The organism is Marinobacter sp., from assembly GCF_052094685.1.
GTDB lineage: Bacteria > Pseudomonadota > Gammaproteobacteria > Pseudomonadales > Oleiphilaceae > Marinobacter.
On sequence record NZ_JBQDKB010000036.1, the window covers coordinates 1 to 15,211 of the forward strand.

Annotated in this window: 14 protein-coding genes and 1 pseudogene; 9 read left to right on the top strand and 6 right to left on the bottom strand. The window is 53.6% G+C overall.

Features of this window, described 5'->3' with window-relative positions; translation table 11 throughout:
• From ACTH3S_RS09125 to ACTH3S_RS09140, 4 genes and pseudogenes are all read left to right on the top strand, one after another.
• A pseudogene (locus ACTH3S_RS09125) lies at positions 1-122 on the top strand (radical SAM protein); the annotation flags it as partial.
• 194 nt (positions 123-316) lie between these two features.
• Complete coding sequence (gene ectA / locus ACTH3S_RS09130) at positions 317-826, top strand: diaminobutyrate acetyltransferase (protein WP_441808697.1); 510 nt, start codon at positions 317-319, stop codon at positions 824-826.
• A 153-nt stretch (positions 827-979) separates the two neighbouring features.
• Entirely contained in the window at positions 980-2,245 is a 1,266-nt protein-coding gene (ectB, locus tag ACTH3S_RS09135; protein WP_441808698.1) for a diaminobutyrate--2-oxoglutarate transaminase, read from the top strand.
• Between the two features lie 52 nt (positions 2,246-2,297).
• Complete coding sequence (locus ACTH3S_RS09140; protein ID WP_441808699.1) at positions 2,298-3,746, top strand: aspartate kinase; 1,449 nt, start codon at positions 2,298-2,300, stop codon at positions 3,744-3,746.
• Between the two features lie 12 nt (positions 3,747-3,758).
• Here ACTH3S_RS09140 and ACTH3S_RS09145 read toward each other — a convergent pair whose 3' ends face one another.
• From ACTH3S_RS09145 to pdxH, 3 genes are read right to left on the bottom strand one after another with little or no spacing between them, the layout of a single operon-like run.
• Complete coding sequence (locus tag ACTH3S_RS09145) at positions 3,759-4,367, bottom strand: DNA-3-methyladenine glycosylase I (RefSeq protein ID WP_441808700.1); 609 nt, start codon at positions 4,365-4,367, stop codon at positions 3,759-3,761.
• A 23-nt stretch (positions 4,368-4,390) separates the two neighbouring features.
• Positions 4,391-5,173 (bottom strand): 4'-phosphopantetheinyl transferase family protein, encoded by a 783-nt coding sequence (locus tag ACTH3S_RS09150; RefSeq protein ID WP_441808701.1) that lies wholly within the window; start codon positions 5,171-5,173, stop codon positions 4,391-4,393.
• Positions 5,142-5,777, bottom strand: a complete 636-nt coding sequence (pdxH, locus tag ACTH3S_RS09155; protein WP_441808724.1) for a pyridoxamine 5'-phosphate oxidase — start codon at positions 5,775-5,777, stop codon at positions 5,142-5,144. Before pdxH ends, ACTH3S_RS09150 begins: the two co-directional genes overlap by 32 nt.
• A gap of 182 nt (positions 5,778-5,959) precedes the next feature.
• Here pdxH and ACTH3S_RS09160 point away from each other — a divergent pair, with 182 nt between their 5' ends.
• Positions 5,960-8,788: a DUF748 domain-containing protein gene (locus tag ACTH3S_RS09160; RefSeq protein ID WP_441808702.1), complete on the top strand. Its 2,829-nt coding sequence runs from the start codon at positions 5,960-5,962 to the stop codon at positions 8,786-8,788.
• Between the two features lie 55 nt (positions 8,789-8,843).
• Positions 8,844-9,425 (top strand): 5'-deoxynucleotidase, encoded by a 582-nt coding sequence (gene yfbR, locus ACTH3S_RS09165; protein WP_441808725.1) that lies wholly within the window; start codon positions 8,844-8,846, stop codon positions 9,423-9,425.
• Positions 9,426-9,457: 32 nt separating this feature from the next.
• Here yfbR and ACTH3S_RS09170 read toward each other — a convergent pair whose 3' ends face one another.
• On the bottom strand, positions 9,458-10,492 hold the full coding sequence (locus ACTH3S_RS09170) for an SPFH domain-containing protein (RefSeq protein WP_441808703.1): 1,035 nt from the start codon (positions 10,490-10,492) through the stop codon (positions 9,458-9,460).
• Positions 10,493-10,494: 2 nt separating this feature from the next.
• Entirely contained in the window at positions 10,495-10,953 is a 459-nt protein-coding gene (locus ACTH3S_RS09175; RefSeq protein WP_441808704.1) for an NfeD family protein, read from the bottom strand.
• A gap of 202 nt (positions 10,954-11,155) precedes the next feature.
• Here ACTH3S_RS09175 and ACTH3S_RS09180 point away from each other — a divergent pair, with 202 nt between their 5' ends.
• Positions 11,156-11,971, top strand: coding sequence for an SDR family NAD(P)-dependent oxidoreductase (locus ACTH3S_RS09180; RefSeq protein WP_441808705.1), 816 nt, complete (start codon positions 11,156-11,158; stop codon positions 11,969-11,971).
• A 72-nt stretch (positions 11,972-12,043) separates the two neighbouring features.
• A complete protein-coding gene (locus tag ACTH3S_RS09185) occupies positions 12,044-12,847 on the top strand; it encodes a class II glutamine amidotransferase (protein ID WP_441808706.1) in 804 nt (267 codons plus the stop codon).
• A 49-nt stretch (positions 12,848-12,896) separates the two neighbouring features.
• On the opposite strand, the gene ACTH3S_RS09190 is transcribed toward ACTH3S_RS09185, so the two are convergent.
• The gene (locus ACTH3S_RS09190; RefSeq protein WP_441808707.1) at positions 12,897-13,802 is read right to left on the bottom strand and encodes a metal-dependent hydrolase; all 906 of its coding nucleotides are present in this window, start codon (positions 13,800-13,802) and stop codon (positions 12,897-12,899) included.
• 220 nt (positions 13,803-14,022) lie between these two features.
• Here ACTH3S_RS09190 and ACTH3S_RS09195 point away from each other — a divergent pair, with 220 nt between their 5' ends.
• A complete protein-coding gene (locus tag ACTH3S_RS09195; protein ID WP_441808708.1) occupies positions 14,023-15,129 on the top strand; it encodes a helix-turn-helix domain-containing protein in 1,107 nt (368 codons plus the stop codon).
• Positions 15,130-15,211: the final 82 nt, after the last annotated feature.

Here is a 15,211-nt window from a genome sequence, read left to right on the forward strand (position 1 = left end):
ATGATCCTCAGTACGATTTGGGTGGGTCGCTGGCCCAGAGCATGGATGAGCGCGTGATGCTGCGGCATCATCGGTGTTTCTCTTGTTATCGGTATGGGGCTAGTTGTTCAGCGCCTGGTTAGTTTTATTGGGTTTGCTTGTTTGGAGGCCTAAAGGTTTCGTCGTAAGGCTCCAGGCGTTGGTATAAGCGGGAATACGGACCAAAGTTGAGGTAAGTGCTGGCGTTCTCTGGGGCGCTGCTACCCAGTCAGACTTGAAATATATTTCGAGGTCTATATAATTCAACCCTAACTTTTAGCGGCGAACTGACTAAGTTATGACATCAGAAGGATCGAATACCACCGCCATCACCCTGCGTACACCTGTTAAGGATGATGGCTTCAGGCTCCACCAGCTGGTAGCGGAATGCCCTCCACTGGACGCCAACTCAATTTACTGCAACCTCCTGCAGTGTAGCCATTTTGCCGAGACCGGCGTGGCTGCGGAGAAAGACGGCGACCTAGTCGGTTTTATCTCCGGGTATACCCCTCCTCAACAGCCCGAGACTGTATTTGTGTGGCAAGTAGCGGTTCACGAGAAAGGTCGTGGGCAAGGCTTGGCCAAGCGGATGTTAAAAGAAATCGTGGCCCGTGATGCGTGTAAAAACGTGACCCACATGGAAACCACGATCACCGCAGATAATGAAGCCTCATGGGCGCTGTTCCGTTCGTTTGCACGGGATATGGGCGCCGAGATTGTTGACCATGAGCACTTCGAGAAAGACACCCATTTTGGCGGCAAGCACGATTCTGAATTTCTGCTGCGTATTGGGCCGTTTACCAAGTAATCCTGAGAGCTTTTTGGGGCTCCGGGAGTAGCGCGTCAAAAACATGCGTGTTTTTGAAGATACCTCAACGCCCTACCCACTGATGCGCCCCAGCCTCAGAGCTATCTTTAACGAATTCTATTTAAAAAGCCGAGCAGGCTAAGAGGAAATATAATGGAAGTTTTCAAGAACGAATCCGAAGTACGTGTATACAGCCGTGCCTTTCCAGTGGTTTTTAATCGCGCCAAGAACGCGCACCTTTACACTGAAGACGGCAAGCAATATCTCGATTTTCTGGCAGGTGCCGGTTCACTGAACTACGGTCACAACAACGACATCCTGAAAAAAGCTCTGCTTGAGTACATTGAAGCCGACGGTGTGAGCCAGGGTCTGGATTTGTACACCACTGCCAAGCACGGCTTTATGGAAGCCTACAAGAAATACATTCTGGACCCCCGTGGTCTGGACTATAAAATGCAGTTTACTGGCCCAACCGGTACTAACTGTGTAGAGGCAGCCCTCAAGCTGGCCCGTAAAGTAAAGGGGCGCACTGGCATTATCTCGTTCACCAACGGTTTTCACGGTGTAACCACTGGTGCAGTTGCTGCAACGGGTAACAAGCATCACCGTGGTGGTGTTGGTGCGCCTCTGAGCAATGTGGATTTCATGTTCTACGACGGCTATCTTGGTGAAGATGTAGACAGCCTGGCAATTATGGACAAGCTGTTGTCTGATAGTTCGTCCGGTGTTGAGGTGCCTGCCGCAGTTATTGTGGAAGCGGTTCAGGGTGAAGGTGGTTTGAATGCGGCCCGTGCTGAGTGGCTGAAAGGTTTGGAGACTCTGTGTAAGAAGCACGATATGCTGCTGATTCTGGATGACATCCAGGCAGGTAATGGCCGCACCGGTGAGTTCTTCAGCTTTGAATTTGCAGGTATTACTCCTGACATCGTAACCGTTTCCAAGTCTTTGAGTGGCTATGGCTTGCCGATGGCTGTGGTGCTGCTCAAACCGGAGTTGGACATCTGGGGCTCGGGTGAGCATAACGGTACCTTCCGTGGTAACAACATGGCGTTTATCACGGCCCGTGCTGCCATAGAAACCTATTGGAAAGACGACGCGTTTGCCAACGAAGTGAAGGAAAAGATTCAGGTTCTGGGCGACGCGCTGCAGGCAATATGTGATAAGTACCCGAACGAGTTCACAATGAAAGGTCGTGGCTTGATGCGTGGCATTGAAGCCAAAAACGCAGAATTGACAGGCCCGATTACTTCGCGTGCGTTTGAGCATGGGCTGATCATCGAGACCAGTGGCCCGAATGATGAGGTAATCAAGTGCCTGATGCCGCTGACAACCAGCAAGGACGACCTGAAACTGGGCGCCGAAATCCTGGGCAAGAGTGTGGATGAAATCATGCAGGAAGGAGTCAGCAAGGCGTCGTAAGACGCCTGCCATCAGGGACATTCATTCTGCAGGGTAGCCAAGGTTAGGAACTATGAGTAGCCAATTACATACCGCCGAGAAGATCGGCGGTACCTCAATGAGCAATTATGAGGCTGTACGCGATAACATTATTGTCGCGAAGTACAGCGACGAAGAGCTTTATCAGCGCATTTTTGTTGTGTCTGCCTATGCCGGCGTAACCAACGAACTGTTGGAGCACAAAAAAACCGGCGAGCCCGGTGTTTACGCGCTGTTTGCCGATGCGGAGTCAGACTGGGCCTGGGCAGATGATCTTACCAAGCTGATCCAGTTCATGACTGACATTAACGGTGAGCTGTTTGAAGACCCCATGCTGAAGCAGCAGGCGGATCAGTTTATTACTGATCGTATTGAAGGGGTTCGCGGTTGTTTGATCGACCTGCAGCGCCTCTGTTCTTACGGCCAGTTTCAGTTGGAAGAGCACCTGCTAACGGTTCGTGAAATGCTTGCGGGCATTGGCGAGGCGCACAGTGCCTTCAACACCACCTTGAAGCTGCAGCAAGAGGGAATCAATGCACGCTTTGTGGATCTGACCGGCTGGCGCGACACCGAGTTGCTGCCGCTGGATGAGAAGCTGAAACAGGCGTTTGATGCGGTGGACCTCACCCGTGAGCTGCCCATTGTTACCGGCTACGCCCAGTGTCAGGAAGGCTTGATGCGCACCTTCGACCGGGGCTACAGCGAGATGACGTTTAGCCGAGTGGCGGTTATTACCGACGCCCGCGAAGCCGTCATCCACAAGGAGTTTCACCTGAGCTCTGCCGACCCCAACATTGTGGGCGCTGAAAAAGTGGTCCCGTTGGGTCGCACTAATTACGACGTGGCCGACCAGCTGGCGAACCTTGGTATGGAGGCGATTCACCCCCGTGCCGGTAAAGGTCTGCGCCAGGCAGAAATTCCACTGCGAGTGATGAACACGTTCGAGCCAGAGCATACCGGCACCTTGATTACCGGTGACTATGTGAGCGAAAAGCCACAGGTTGAAATTATTGCTGGCGCCAAAGGTGTGTTTGCAATAGAGGTGTTTGATCAGGACATGCAGGGCGAACCGGGCTCCGATCGTCGTATTCTGGATATCCTGAGCCGCTTTAAAGTGCGCTTTATGGCCAAGGACACCAACGCCAACACGATCACCCACTATGTAGGTAGCACACTTAAGCACGTTAAGCGGGTAGTGAAAGCGCTGAAAGGGGAGTTTCCTAACGGTGAAGTCAGCACCCGTAAAGTTGCCATGGTTTCAGCCATTGGTAGCGACATGAAGGTGCCAGGCATCCTCGCCCGGTCGGTTAAATCGTTGGCAGATGGAGAAATCAGCGTGTTGGCTATGCACCAGTGTATGCGCCAGGTTGATATGCAGTTTGTAATCGATGAAGACGATTACGAAAAAGCGATCATTGCATTGCACGGTGTTCTCATTGAACCGCACAACCATGAATACGCGATTGTAGCTGCCCAGTCTTAATAGCAGCCAGGATCACAGTGCCAGGGAGCGGCACAGGCTATGCTGGGGGCATGCAATCAAGTGGTCGTTAACCATGCCCACCGCCTGCATAAATGCGTAAACAATCGTTGGTCCTACAAAGGTAAACCCTGCCCGTTTAAGCGCCCTGGACATGGCTTCGGATTCCGCAGTGGTGACTGGTACTTCCTCAATGCTGCGCCAGTTATTCTGGATGGGGCTATCCCCCACAAACGACCAGAGAAAGCTGGAAAAACCAGAGCCCTTCTCCTGTAAGTCCAAATACCCTTTGGCATTCTTGATAATCGACTGCACCTTCAGTTTATTCCGCACAATCCCTGGGTTTGCCAGTAACTCCGCAATCTTGTTGTCATCGTATCGGACGATTTTTTCTGGATCGAAATAATCGTAAGCAGCTTGATAGGTTTCGCGCTTGCGCAAGATGGTTATCCAGCTTAACCCTGCCTGTTGGCCGTCCAGGCACAGCTTCTCGAATAGCTCCAGGTCATCGTATTCTGGCCGGCCCCAGACTGTGTCATGGTAATGCACATAAAGCGGATCGGTACCGCACCATGGACAGCGTTCGGTTGCGGCGGGGGCTTTGCTTGTAACGGCGATTGGCATATAACGTTATCTCGGTGTGGCTGTCAGCGCTTTGCTCGAATTTTACGCTGGAACAGCGGCTCCCAGTGTGTATCCAGTCGGTTTGCTTTATTCAGGCTGTAGTCGTCGAATGGTGGTTCCAGCAGGGTGATGGAGGGCCATGATCCGGGCCGGTCATCTGCGGTTTGTCTGTACACTACTGTAGCCAAAAAGCCTTCCGTGTAAAAACAGCAGGCTTGCCAGTGATTGTCTGGCTGGTCGCCGTAGAGTTCAAAATTGCGGCGCACTTCCAGGGTTTGCAGGTTGCCAGCGATGCCCCGGCCGGTGGCCTTTAGCCATGCCTCTTTTAGAGTCCAGGCTCTGAGAAAGTTGTGGGGGTCATCTTCTTGAAACAACCATTCCTGCTCAACGGGAGAGAACCAGCGTTTAACCACCTTTTGCCATTGTGGGTGTCGCTTACTGGGCTCGATGTCTATTCCCAATGCAGAGCCATATTGAGTGCCGCAGGCAGACAGCCCGTGGCTGTGGCTTAGTGAGAGATGCCAGCCAGCTGGGCTGGCAGAGGTTGCTGGGCGCCCGTCCTCGGGCCAGCACTGGTCTGGGCGCACGGAGCCTGCCCTGCTTAAAGCCTGCCGAATTAACCATCTGCTGGTGAGAAACTCTGACGCCCGGCTGCTGCTGAGCCCGGCAAACCTCTCGCGCTCATGGGCCGTCAGCCAGCTCGGTGCAACCTCTGGCACTTGTCCGGTTTGGTGGCACAGCTTGATGGTTGGCTTTTGCCGAACCTTTGCGCAATCAGGGTTGAAGTCGCTGGATGAGCCAATCATCGCCTTCCTTTACATATTCAAATCGATCGTGAAGTCGGCTGGGCCTGCCTTGCCAGAATTCTATGCGCTCGGGCACAACTCGATAGCCACCCCAAAATCCGGGTAATGGCACTTCGCCCTCACTGAACTTGCGCTTCATTTCTGCCACTTTCTGTTCTAAAAGTCCCCGAGAGGTGATGGCTTTGCTTTGCTCGGAGACCCAAGCACCAATTTGGCTGCCCCGTGGGCGCGACGAGAAATACCTTAACGATTCAGTTTTGCTGACCTTTTCAACCTTGCCCTGAATGCGTACTTGACGGTTCAGGCCAATCCACGGGAACAGCAGCGCGGCCTTTGGGTTTTCTCTCAATTCCTGGGCTTTTCGGCTTTCGTAGTTGGTGTAAAACACGAAACCACGTTCATCGAAGTACTTCAGTAGTACCGTGCGCAGGTCTGGCATGCTATCGACACCAGCGGTAGCCAAAGACATAGCGTTGGGCTCAAGAATACCGGCTTCGCGGGCATCGCCAAACCAGGTTTCGAACTGCTCGACCGGATCGCCGCTCAGTGCTTCGCGATCCAGTCCCTCGCTTTCAAAGTCGCGACGCATATCGCCGATATCCATAATCTCGGGCCCTCGTTTGCTGATCGTCAGACGTGTTCTGGCGAGTGGGTTACGAACGTTCAGGATATAGGGTTCACTTGCACCTGTCAGCGATGGCGGCATAGTAGCTGACAAAAGGGGGGTGCGCCGACTATCCTTGTGTAGTGGCTTTGTCAGGAATGCATACCCGAAAGGAGAAATCAGTGGCCCATAGCCGTCAGCGCAGTCGCCTTCCCAGAAACCTGTTGATCGGGGCGCTCGTACTCATCGTGTTATACAGCTTGGCGGGCTTTTTGCTGCTGCCCTGGTGGCTGAAGCGTGCCCTGCCTGATCAGCTTGAGCAGCATATGGGGTGGCAGGCCAAGGTTGAGGGTGTCAGCAGCAATCCGTTTGCGCTGAGTGTTGAAGCGCTGAATCTCACTGCACAAGATGGCGACAGCGAAAAAGTTGTTGGCTTTGATCGTCTGTATATAAACCTGAACTTCTTTGCACTGTTTCGCGGTGTTGTCGGGTTTGAGGCTATTGAGCTTGATGAGCCGTTCATTCGGCTGGACTTGCTTGAAGACTACAATGTGAACTTCGCACGGGATTTTCAAGCGGCCAGTGCAGGCAAAGACAGTCTGCCGCCAGAACAGACTGAACCAGAAGACAATCAAGCACCGCCTTCGCTGTATTTTCAGCAGCTTACAGTAAACGGCGGCGAACTTCTGTTTCGGGATTTCACACAGCCTGAGATGGCGGAATTCCGGGTTACGCCGCTGGATCTTACGTTGAACGACCTTGCTACCTGGCAGCGAGACGACCACAGCAGCGACTATCATCTGCAGGCCGCTTTGGGTAACCAGACCATTGAGTGGCAGGGCAGCCTCAGTGTTACGCCGCTGTTTTCCAGTGGCAACCTGGCGGTCTCAGGCGTCGATCATAAAACGATAGGGCATTTTCTGGCGCCCTACCTGCCCTATGACTTACGTGGCGGCAAAGTCACCGTGCGCTCAGATTATGAGCTTCAGTTTGCCGACACCCTGTACCTTTCTACCAGCAATGGCCAATTATCCGTAAAAGAACTAGCGATCGCCCTGAATAAGCAAAGCAAGCAGTCCCGCTTAACCACCGCAACCATTGCGATAGAAGATATTGGGTTTGATTTGAACGCTCTTGAAGCCAGTGTGGGGCCAATTTCGGTTGAACAGCCCGATATCAAGTTAGCCCGCAATAAAGCAGGAGAGATTGATTGGGTTGCAGAGCTGACCGCATTTGCGAACAACAACGAGCCGAAAGAGCCAGCAACACAGACGCCCGGGCCCGCGGCGGGTAAGCAGGCCTTTCGTTGGTCGCTGGCAGGTGTCACGGTTTCGGATGGCCGTGTGCTTTGGCAGGACCAACAGCCGGACCAACCGGCAGAATTGGCGCTGGAACAGTTATCGCTTAATACCGGTGATATCAGCAGCGAGATGGAAGAGCCCATGTCGTATCAACTACAGGCAGCTCTTGCCAGTGGCGGCAAATTCTCTCTGAATGGCCAGGTAACGCCTGAGCCATTTAATCTGGAAGCTGCTATGTCCGGGTCGGGCATTATGTTGGCAGCGTTTGAACCCTATTTGCAGGAGTCGGCCAATCTTGCGGTGGCCGGCGGCGAGCTGGGGCTGGATGGGAATTTGGATCTCGATGGACAACAGGATCCCTTAACCGGCACTTTCAGCGGCACTGCAGAGGTTGCAGGCCTGAATCTTCAGTTGCCGGGCAGTAGTAAGCGGTTGATCTCATGGCAAACACTGCGCCTGGCACCCATTGAATACAATGTACATCCAGCCAGGTTGGAAATCGGCACAGTTACCCTTGCTCAACCCGCTATTAATCTGGTGCGTAACTCTAACGGCGTGCATAACGTAGAGCAGATTGTCCCAGCGACAGAATCTGGCAATGCCTCCGCAGAGCCGCAACAGGGTGCAGGCAAGGAGGCGCCGTTTATATTTCGCATTGGCCAGTTAATGGTTGAAAAAGGCGAGATCGATTACACCGACCGCACCCTGGACCCAACTTTTACAACCACGCTAAACCAGCTAAATGGCACGGTAACCGGTCTTAGTAACGTGTCGCCCCAGCAGGGAAAGGTTTCCTTAAACGGTCGCCTGGGCAGTGGCAGTGTTGAGTTTGATGGCAATATTGGCACCCTGGGTACAGAAGGAAAAAGTAATCTGATGTTAACCATGAGCGACCTCTCGTTGCCTCGTCTTTCACCTTATCTGAGTCGTTATTTAGGGTACGGAGTAGACAGTGGCAAGCTGAATCTCGATTTGGATTACGAGATTACCGGCAGCCAAATTGATGCCTCGAACAAGGTGGTTCTGGACCGGTTGGGGTTAGGAAAAGCCGTCGCCAGTGAAGAAGCCATTAATGCGCCTGTGAAGCTTGGGCTGGCTCTGCTTCGGGACAGCGAGGGCGTTATCGAAGTGCACTTGCCAATCAGCGGTAATATGGACAACCCGGAGTTCAGCATTGGCCAGGTGGTTATGGGAACCTTTGTAAATGTGCTTGCCAAGGCTGCGACGTCACCATTCAGCGTGCTGGGGACGCTTGCCGATCTCGCCGGTTTGAGCGGTGAAGAACTGGGCCAAATGAGCTTTGAGCCAGGTACAGCCAAACTTGCACCGGGAGAGGCTGATAAACTTGCCGTTCTGGCGAAAGCCTTACAAGACCGCCCCGACCTGCTACTGAATATCCGGGGCGGCGTGTCGCCTTCTGCCGATGGCGTGGTGCTTTTGCATGATGAGCTGGCAGCAAATCAGGATGGGGAGCTTTCAGAGCAAGACTGGAAAGAAGCCCGCAAGGCTTATCTTGCCGGCGAGCGCACATTAGCAGCACCGGAGGCACTGACTAACCTCGCTAACAGTCGGGGCGCTATGGTGCAGGACATACTGCGGGATACCCACGGTGTTCCGGCGAAGCAGTTATTCACACTAGACCCGTCCCGTAACGCCGAAGTGGCGGACGATGGCAACGTAATCATAGAATTCACCCTTGATGCCCGTTAAGAGTCGCCTCTTTATATGAAGAAGTCACAAAGGAATAAAGCGCGTGCCACAGCCCATGAGTCATTTTTTTGCTTACGTTTCCCGTCTGCGCTGGATTAAGCGCTGGGGGCTGATGCGCAACGCGATTGAAGAAAACGTCGCTACGCACTCCTGGGAAGTGGCCACGTTGGCCCACGCCTTGGCTTTAATCCGCAACCGGCACTTTGGCGGGCAGGTAAATGCCGACAGAATTGCCACTGCGGCGCTCTACCACGATGCAACCGAAGTGATCACGGGAGACATGCCCACACCCATCAAATATCACTCCAGGGTAATGCGCGAGGCTTTCGGTGACATTGAACACAAAGCAGAGGCAGAGTTGCTGGCACTGCTGCCGGCGGATTTGCGTGAGGATTTTGCACCTTACCTGCGGGAATCCTGGCAGCCGATAGAGGATCGCGAGTTAATCAAAGCGGCAGATCGGTTGTCGGCCTGGCTCAAATGTCAGGCGGAAGTGCGTGCGGGTAACCGGGAGTTTGAGCCGGCACAGAGGCAGATTAGGCAAAAGCTTGAGCAGGAGGCATTGCCAGAGGTGATGTACTTCTTGGAGGTGTTCGCGCCGAGCTACGACGAGCCGCTGGACAACCTGCTGGGCTGACGCCAACAGGTTGTCCACGGATATGAGAAGGCTTAAACGTTGCCAGCGCCGCCGACCAGCCCACCACGCAGGCCGTCTTTCTGTAACGACTGACGAACGACATCTTCCGGGCTGCCGGCAAGTTCCCGGAACATGCCCATGGAGCCTAGCAGCGCAGACGATTCGTAGGGCACAAACACCCGTTCGCCCTCCTGGGCCATGGTCGGCAATATTTTGATATAGCTTTGCCCCAGCAGATAGCCGATAACCGTTTGCTTGTTTTCTTCCGAATCGCCCATGGCACTCAGCACCAGACGAATGGATTCCTGTTCACCCTGGGCACGTAATATTGAGGATTCTTTATCGCCTTCAGCGTTAAGAATGGCCGATTCGCGCTGGCCCTGAGCTTTGGCAATGGCTGCTGTTTTCTCACCCTCGGCTTCGGTTACCGTGGCCCGGCGCTTACGCTCAGCAGCCATTTGCAGGCGCATGGCGTCTTCAACTTCTTCAGGCATGTTGATGTCTTGAACTTCCACCCGGGTGAGTTTTACACCCCATTTGGAGGCTGCTTCTTCCATTTCGGCCTGAATGGCATTGTTCACCTCTGCCCGGGATTCAAACAGCTTATCCAGTTCCATTTTGCCCACCACCGAACGCAGGGTGGTTTTAGCCAGTACTTCCACCGCCTGGCTCATATTAGCTACTTCATAAACCGCGCGGCGCGGGTCGATGATTTGGTAATAAAGGGCTCCGTTGATTTTCACGGTGACGTTGTCGGTGGTTACCACTGGCTGCCCCGGGAAATCCATCACCGTTTCCCGGCGATCGATTCGGGTTTCGTCGCTGGTCATCGGGTGGTATTCCTCGCCCATGCGCATGTAGCGAATCATGGTGATAGGGCGAGGCCGCTCAACAAACGGAATGATGATGTTCACACCGCTTTCCAGAACGCGGTTAAATGAGCCCAAACGCTCAATAACCATCACTTCAGACTGGCGAACGATAACCAGCCCTTTGGCAATGATGAAAACGCCGATAGCAACAATAATCAGGCTGATGATCAGCCCGGGTGTGAGATAGGATTCCATGCTTACAGTTCCTTGTGTGTGGCTGATTGAACAATGGCGGTAGTGCCATCGAATTGTTTGAAAATCACGTCGGTTCCTTCCGGAAAATCAGTGACACCGGTTGTTTCGTCTCTCAGGCGATAAAAGTCGCCGTTGACTTTGATGCCTGTGGCGTCGTCGAAATCCCGCTTTAGTGTGCGATAACGCTTGCCCTGTTCAACACCGGTACCGGTGGTGCCATAAGCTACGCCTTTGGGAGAAAAGCGAGGGCGAATCCAACGGATAGCAATAGGCACCAACAGGCCCGAAAACACGCCCATGCCAATAAGTTGCCATTCAAACGACATGCCGATGAATGCCAACATGGCGGTCAAAGCAGCAGCAATACCCAGTGCCAGTAATAGCAAAACGCCGGATGTCAGCTCAGCCAGCCCCAATATGAGGGCCAAAATCAGCCAGAAGTGCGTAAGACTCCATTCCATACAGAAAATCCGCAGGTTCAGGGTTTAAGAAATCCGATAGGCTGACGCCTCCGGAGATTTGGGATTGTACCCAAAAGTCGGGGCAGAGTCAGAGTGGCCCAAGTGTCATGTGAGGCAGATTGCTATAGCCATATTCAGAAGCTCTGTACTTGTTAGAGTATCTGCTTTAACGGGCACAACACACAATAAGAGGCCTACGGCCATGAAAGATCTGAAAAACAAAGTAGTGGTTATCACAGGTGCGGGTTCTGGCATTGGGCGGTCTCTCGCAAAAAACCTGGCGGAACGCGGCTGCAGGTTGGCGCTGTCAGATGTTAACGAAGTAGGTCTGACCGAAACTGCTGCAGCCATTGAGGACGCGGATGTTAAAACCTACAAACTGGATGTAGGTGACAGAGAGGCTGTATACGCCCATGCCGCCGAAGTGGCGAAGGACTTTGGCCAAGTTAATGTGATCATCAACAATGCTGGCGTGGCGCTTGCTGCTTCGGTGAGAGAAATGTCTGACGCTGACTTCCAGTGGATTATGGACATCGACTTTTGGGGGGTCGCCCACGGTACCCGTGCCTTCTTGCCACACCTGATTGCTTCGGGTGATGGCCACGTGGTGAATATTTCCAGTGTGTTTGGCCTGATTGGCGTGCCCACGCAAAGTGCCTATAACGCGGCAAAGTTTGCGGTACGTGGGTTTACGGAATCTCTGCGCCAGGAAATGAAGCTGGAAAAACAGCCGGTAGCCGTTAGCTGTGTGCACCCGGGCGGCATTCGCACCAATATTGCCAACGCGGCGCGCATGACCGGGTTTAATGATGTGAAGGAACTTCGCAAAGGCTTCGATAAGCTGGCTATGACCACGCCAGACAAAGCCGCTGGCATTATTGTGAAAGGCATTCTCAAAGATGAATCCCGTATTCTGGTAGGCCCAGATGCCTGGGGAATTGATGCCCTGAACCGTGTGCTTGGCTCTGCCTATCAACCGCTGGTGGCGCGTTTTTCCCGCAAGAACTTATATGGCTGACACTGGCTTGCCCGGCTAATTCGGGTATTCTTGCGGTAGAATTCTGAATCCTGCAAGGAGTCTCTTTGTTCTATGTGTGAACTACTGGCCATGAGCGCCAACACGCCAACCGACCTCTGCTTCAGCTTCACCGGGCTGACCCGCAGAGGCGGTGATACCGGGCCTCATAAAGATGGTTGGGGCGTGGCCTTTTACGAGGGTAAAGGCGTGCGGGCCTTCCACGATGTGGATGCCAGCGCCAACTCACGGCTTGCCGAAGTGGTTCAAACTCACCCTATCAAGAGCGAAGTGGCGATTTGCCATATTCGCCAGGCCAATGTGGGCGAAATCTGTCTGGCCAACACCCATCCGTTTATGCGCGAACTCTGGGGCCGATATTGGGTCTTTGCCCATAACGGACAGCTTTCTGAGTTTGAGCCATCGGCAGGTTTTTACGAGCCGGTGGGCGGTACCGACAGTGAAGCTCTGTTTTGCGATATCCTCAACCATCTGCGTAATCACTGTGATCGCGACGATTCTGTCGAGGTTATGACCGAGCACTTGGTTCGCCTCTCAAAAGCCTTTGCCGGCCAAGGGGTTTTCAACCTGCTGCTGAGCAATGGCGACTGGCTGTTCACTTACTGCACCACCAAAATGGCCAGCATCACCCGCCGAGCGCCTTTCGGCCCAGCCAGGCTAAAAGATGCCGACGTGATTGTGGATTTTGAGTCTGAAACCACGCCGAACGACATTGTTAGCGTGATCGTAACCGAGCCGCTGACCACCGATGAGCAATGGGATATTTATCAGCCCGGCGAGTGGCGGTTGTGGCGCAAAGGTATTGTGGAAGCGAAAGGCGTTGCGATGCACGATCAGGGTTCTGTAGCTGGAAGCTAAACACGCCGGCGCTTACTGGCCGGCCTGTTTATTTTATTGCATGCGAAGGTCACTGCAGTGTTTTGCGATTTCCGCTCTGGTATTGCGGTGCAATGTAAGACTGAATCTCCGCTTTAAAACGCGCAATTAGCTCGCTGTTGTCATGATCCCAAGGGTGGTAGCCCGGCTTAAAGTAGCTAAACCAGGTAGGAATCAGGCTGGAGAACGTGCCGTTCTTCCCCCATAGGCGCCAAAGGCCCCGGGTGGTGTCGGCAACGGAGAAGCGCTTGGCATCGTTCAGCATCATGCGACAGGTGAAATAGGAGCCCACAACGCCCAAAGCGGCCGTGCTGAAGGCCAGGTAAAAGGTTCTTTCGGCGTAGGTGCCTCCAACCCTTTGAAACACATCGTAAGCTACGGCTTTGTGCTCGGTTTCCTCAATGGCGTGCCATGCCCAGAGCGGGCGCATGGTCTCGTGCATGCCTTCACGAATATCGTCGCGCTCCAGAAGCATATCCGCCATCATTGCGGTTAAATGTTCCAAGGCGCAGGTAATGGCAAGCTGATGGCGTTTTGGCAGTTTTTTGGCTATGTCTAAAACGACCGTGAGATGCTTTTCCAAATCCTCTACTGGCATGCCCTGGTCTCGCACATGCTGGTTCATGGCGAGATGCTCTAAGGAGTGCATCGCTTCTTGGCCGATAAAGCCACGCACCTCGGCTTTCAGCTTGGGATCGTTAATTTGATCCCGAAATGCACGCACAGAATCCACAAAAAACTGTTCGCCCTGTGGGAAAAGCACCGAAAGTGCATTCATGGTGTGGCTTAGAAAGTGGCTGTTCTCTAGCCAGTACTGGGGCACTTGCTCGTCAAACTCGAATCCCATGCGCTGGGCCTTGATGCTGACGTTATCCGGCGTTTTTGATGCCTGATGGATTGCTTTAGCCTGCTTATCGGCGGTTTTTGTACTCAGCATGGGTCTACTCCTCACATTGGCTGATGTCATGGCTTCAGTGTGTCGGAGTCCAGCGTCGGGATGAATGCGAAAACGGGACGGCTCTCATTCTGAATGGGACAGAATGACCAAAAGTTGGCCAGCGCGACGTAGGCCTGGGTGCATCTTGTCCCACTGTGATGGTTCCGAGCTTCTGCTAGAGTCGTTTTGAGGTTTTCATTGCGGCAACCAAGGGCAGTTTATGGCGACCACTGGGCCAGAAAAAGAACGGCAGATGCTGGGGGTGTTCCTGGTGCCGGGCGTGTATATGCGCGTGATGGCTGAGACTGTCCGTCAGCTAGGCCACAACGACCGGGCGCTTTATGAAGGACTGAATTTTGGGCCGGATGACCTGAAAGCGAATGACAGCCGTGTATTTGTCACCGATGCCATGATTATCGCCGAACGCGCGTTGGCGCTTGCGGGGAAAGACGGCTTGAGCTTCATGCTTGCCCGGGAGCTAAGGGTAACCATTCACGGCACTCTTGGGTTCGCCGCTCTAACCAGCCCTACGTTTGCTGACGCTTTAGATTCCGTACACCGTTATCTGCAGTTACGAGCGCCTTTTTTGAGCATGAGCCAATCGGAAACTGACGACCATGTGCTGGTGAAACTGTGCACTGAGTTTGATGCGCCAGGGCTTTACCCGTTTTTGGCTGAAACCGTCAGCGCAACTCTTATTCTGCTCACCGAACAGCTACTCGACCGCAGCGATGCCCAGGCGCATGGGTTTGGCCTTAATGACGGAAAACTGCCAGGTGTAACCGTGCGCCTTGGTGGCCCAGAGCCCGCCTATTACCGTCAGCTCGAAGATCATCTGCCGGTACGGTTTGAATATGAGCAGCCTGATGCAATGCTGGTGTTCCCAAAAGAACTATTGAGTGTGCGCATGCGGCTGGCGGACGCCGAAGCCTCTCGCATGGCCCGGGATGAATGCGAGTTTGAACTGCAGAAGGCCCTGAAAGAGCAGGGAGACCTCGCCATAGCCGTGCGCAACATGCTGCGAATGATACCCGCGCCCTTACCTTCGCTGGAGGCCATAGCTGAGCGCTTTTGCGTGTCTTCTCGTACGCTGAAGCGTCGGCTGGCAGAGAAAGGAACCAGTTACCGTGAAATTGTAGAGACCGTTCTCAAAGACCGTGCTATTCAGTTACTTCGTTACACCAACCAGTCCGTGAGCGAGATTGCCTATGAACTGGGCTACGCCGACCTATCCAACTTCAGCCGTGCCTTTCGCAAGTGGACGGGTAAATCGGCCAGTGAGTTTCGTGAGGGTGGGTCTGACCCGGCGCCTGAGATGGGGCCCTGATTAGTTTTCGAGAGAAAATTGGCGCTATTGCAAGACTTGAAGGCCGGCGGGTGGTGTTTATTCTCCGCCAGGAAAAAGATGT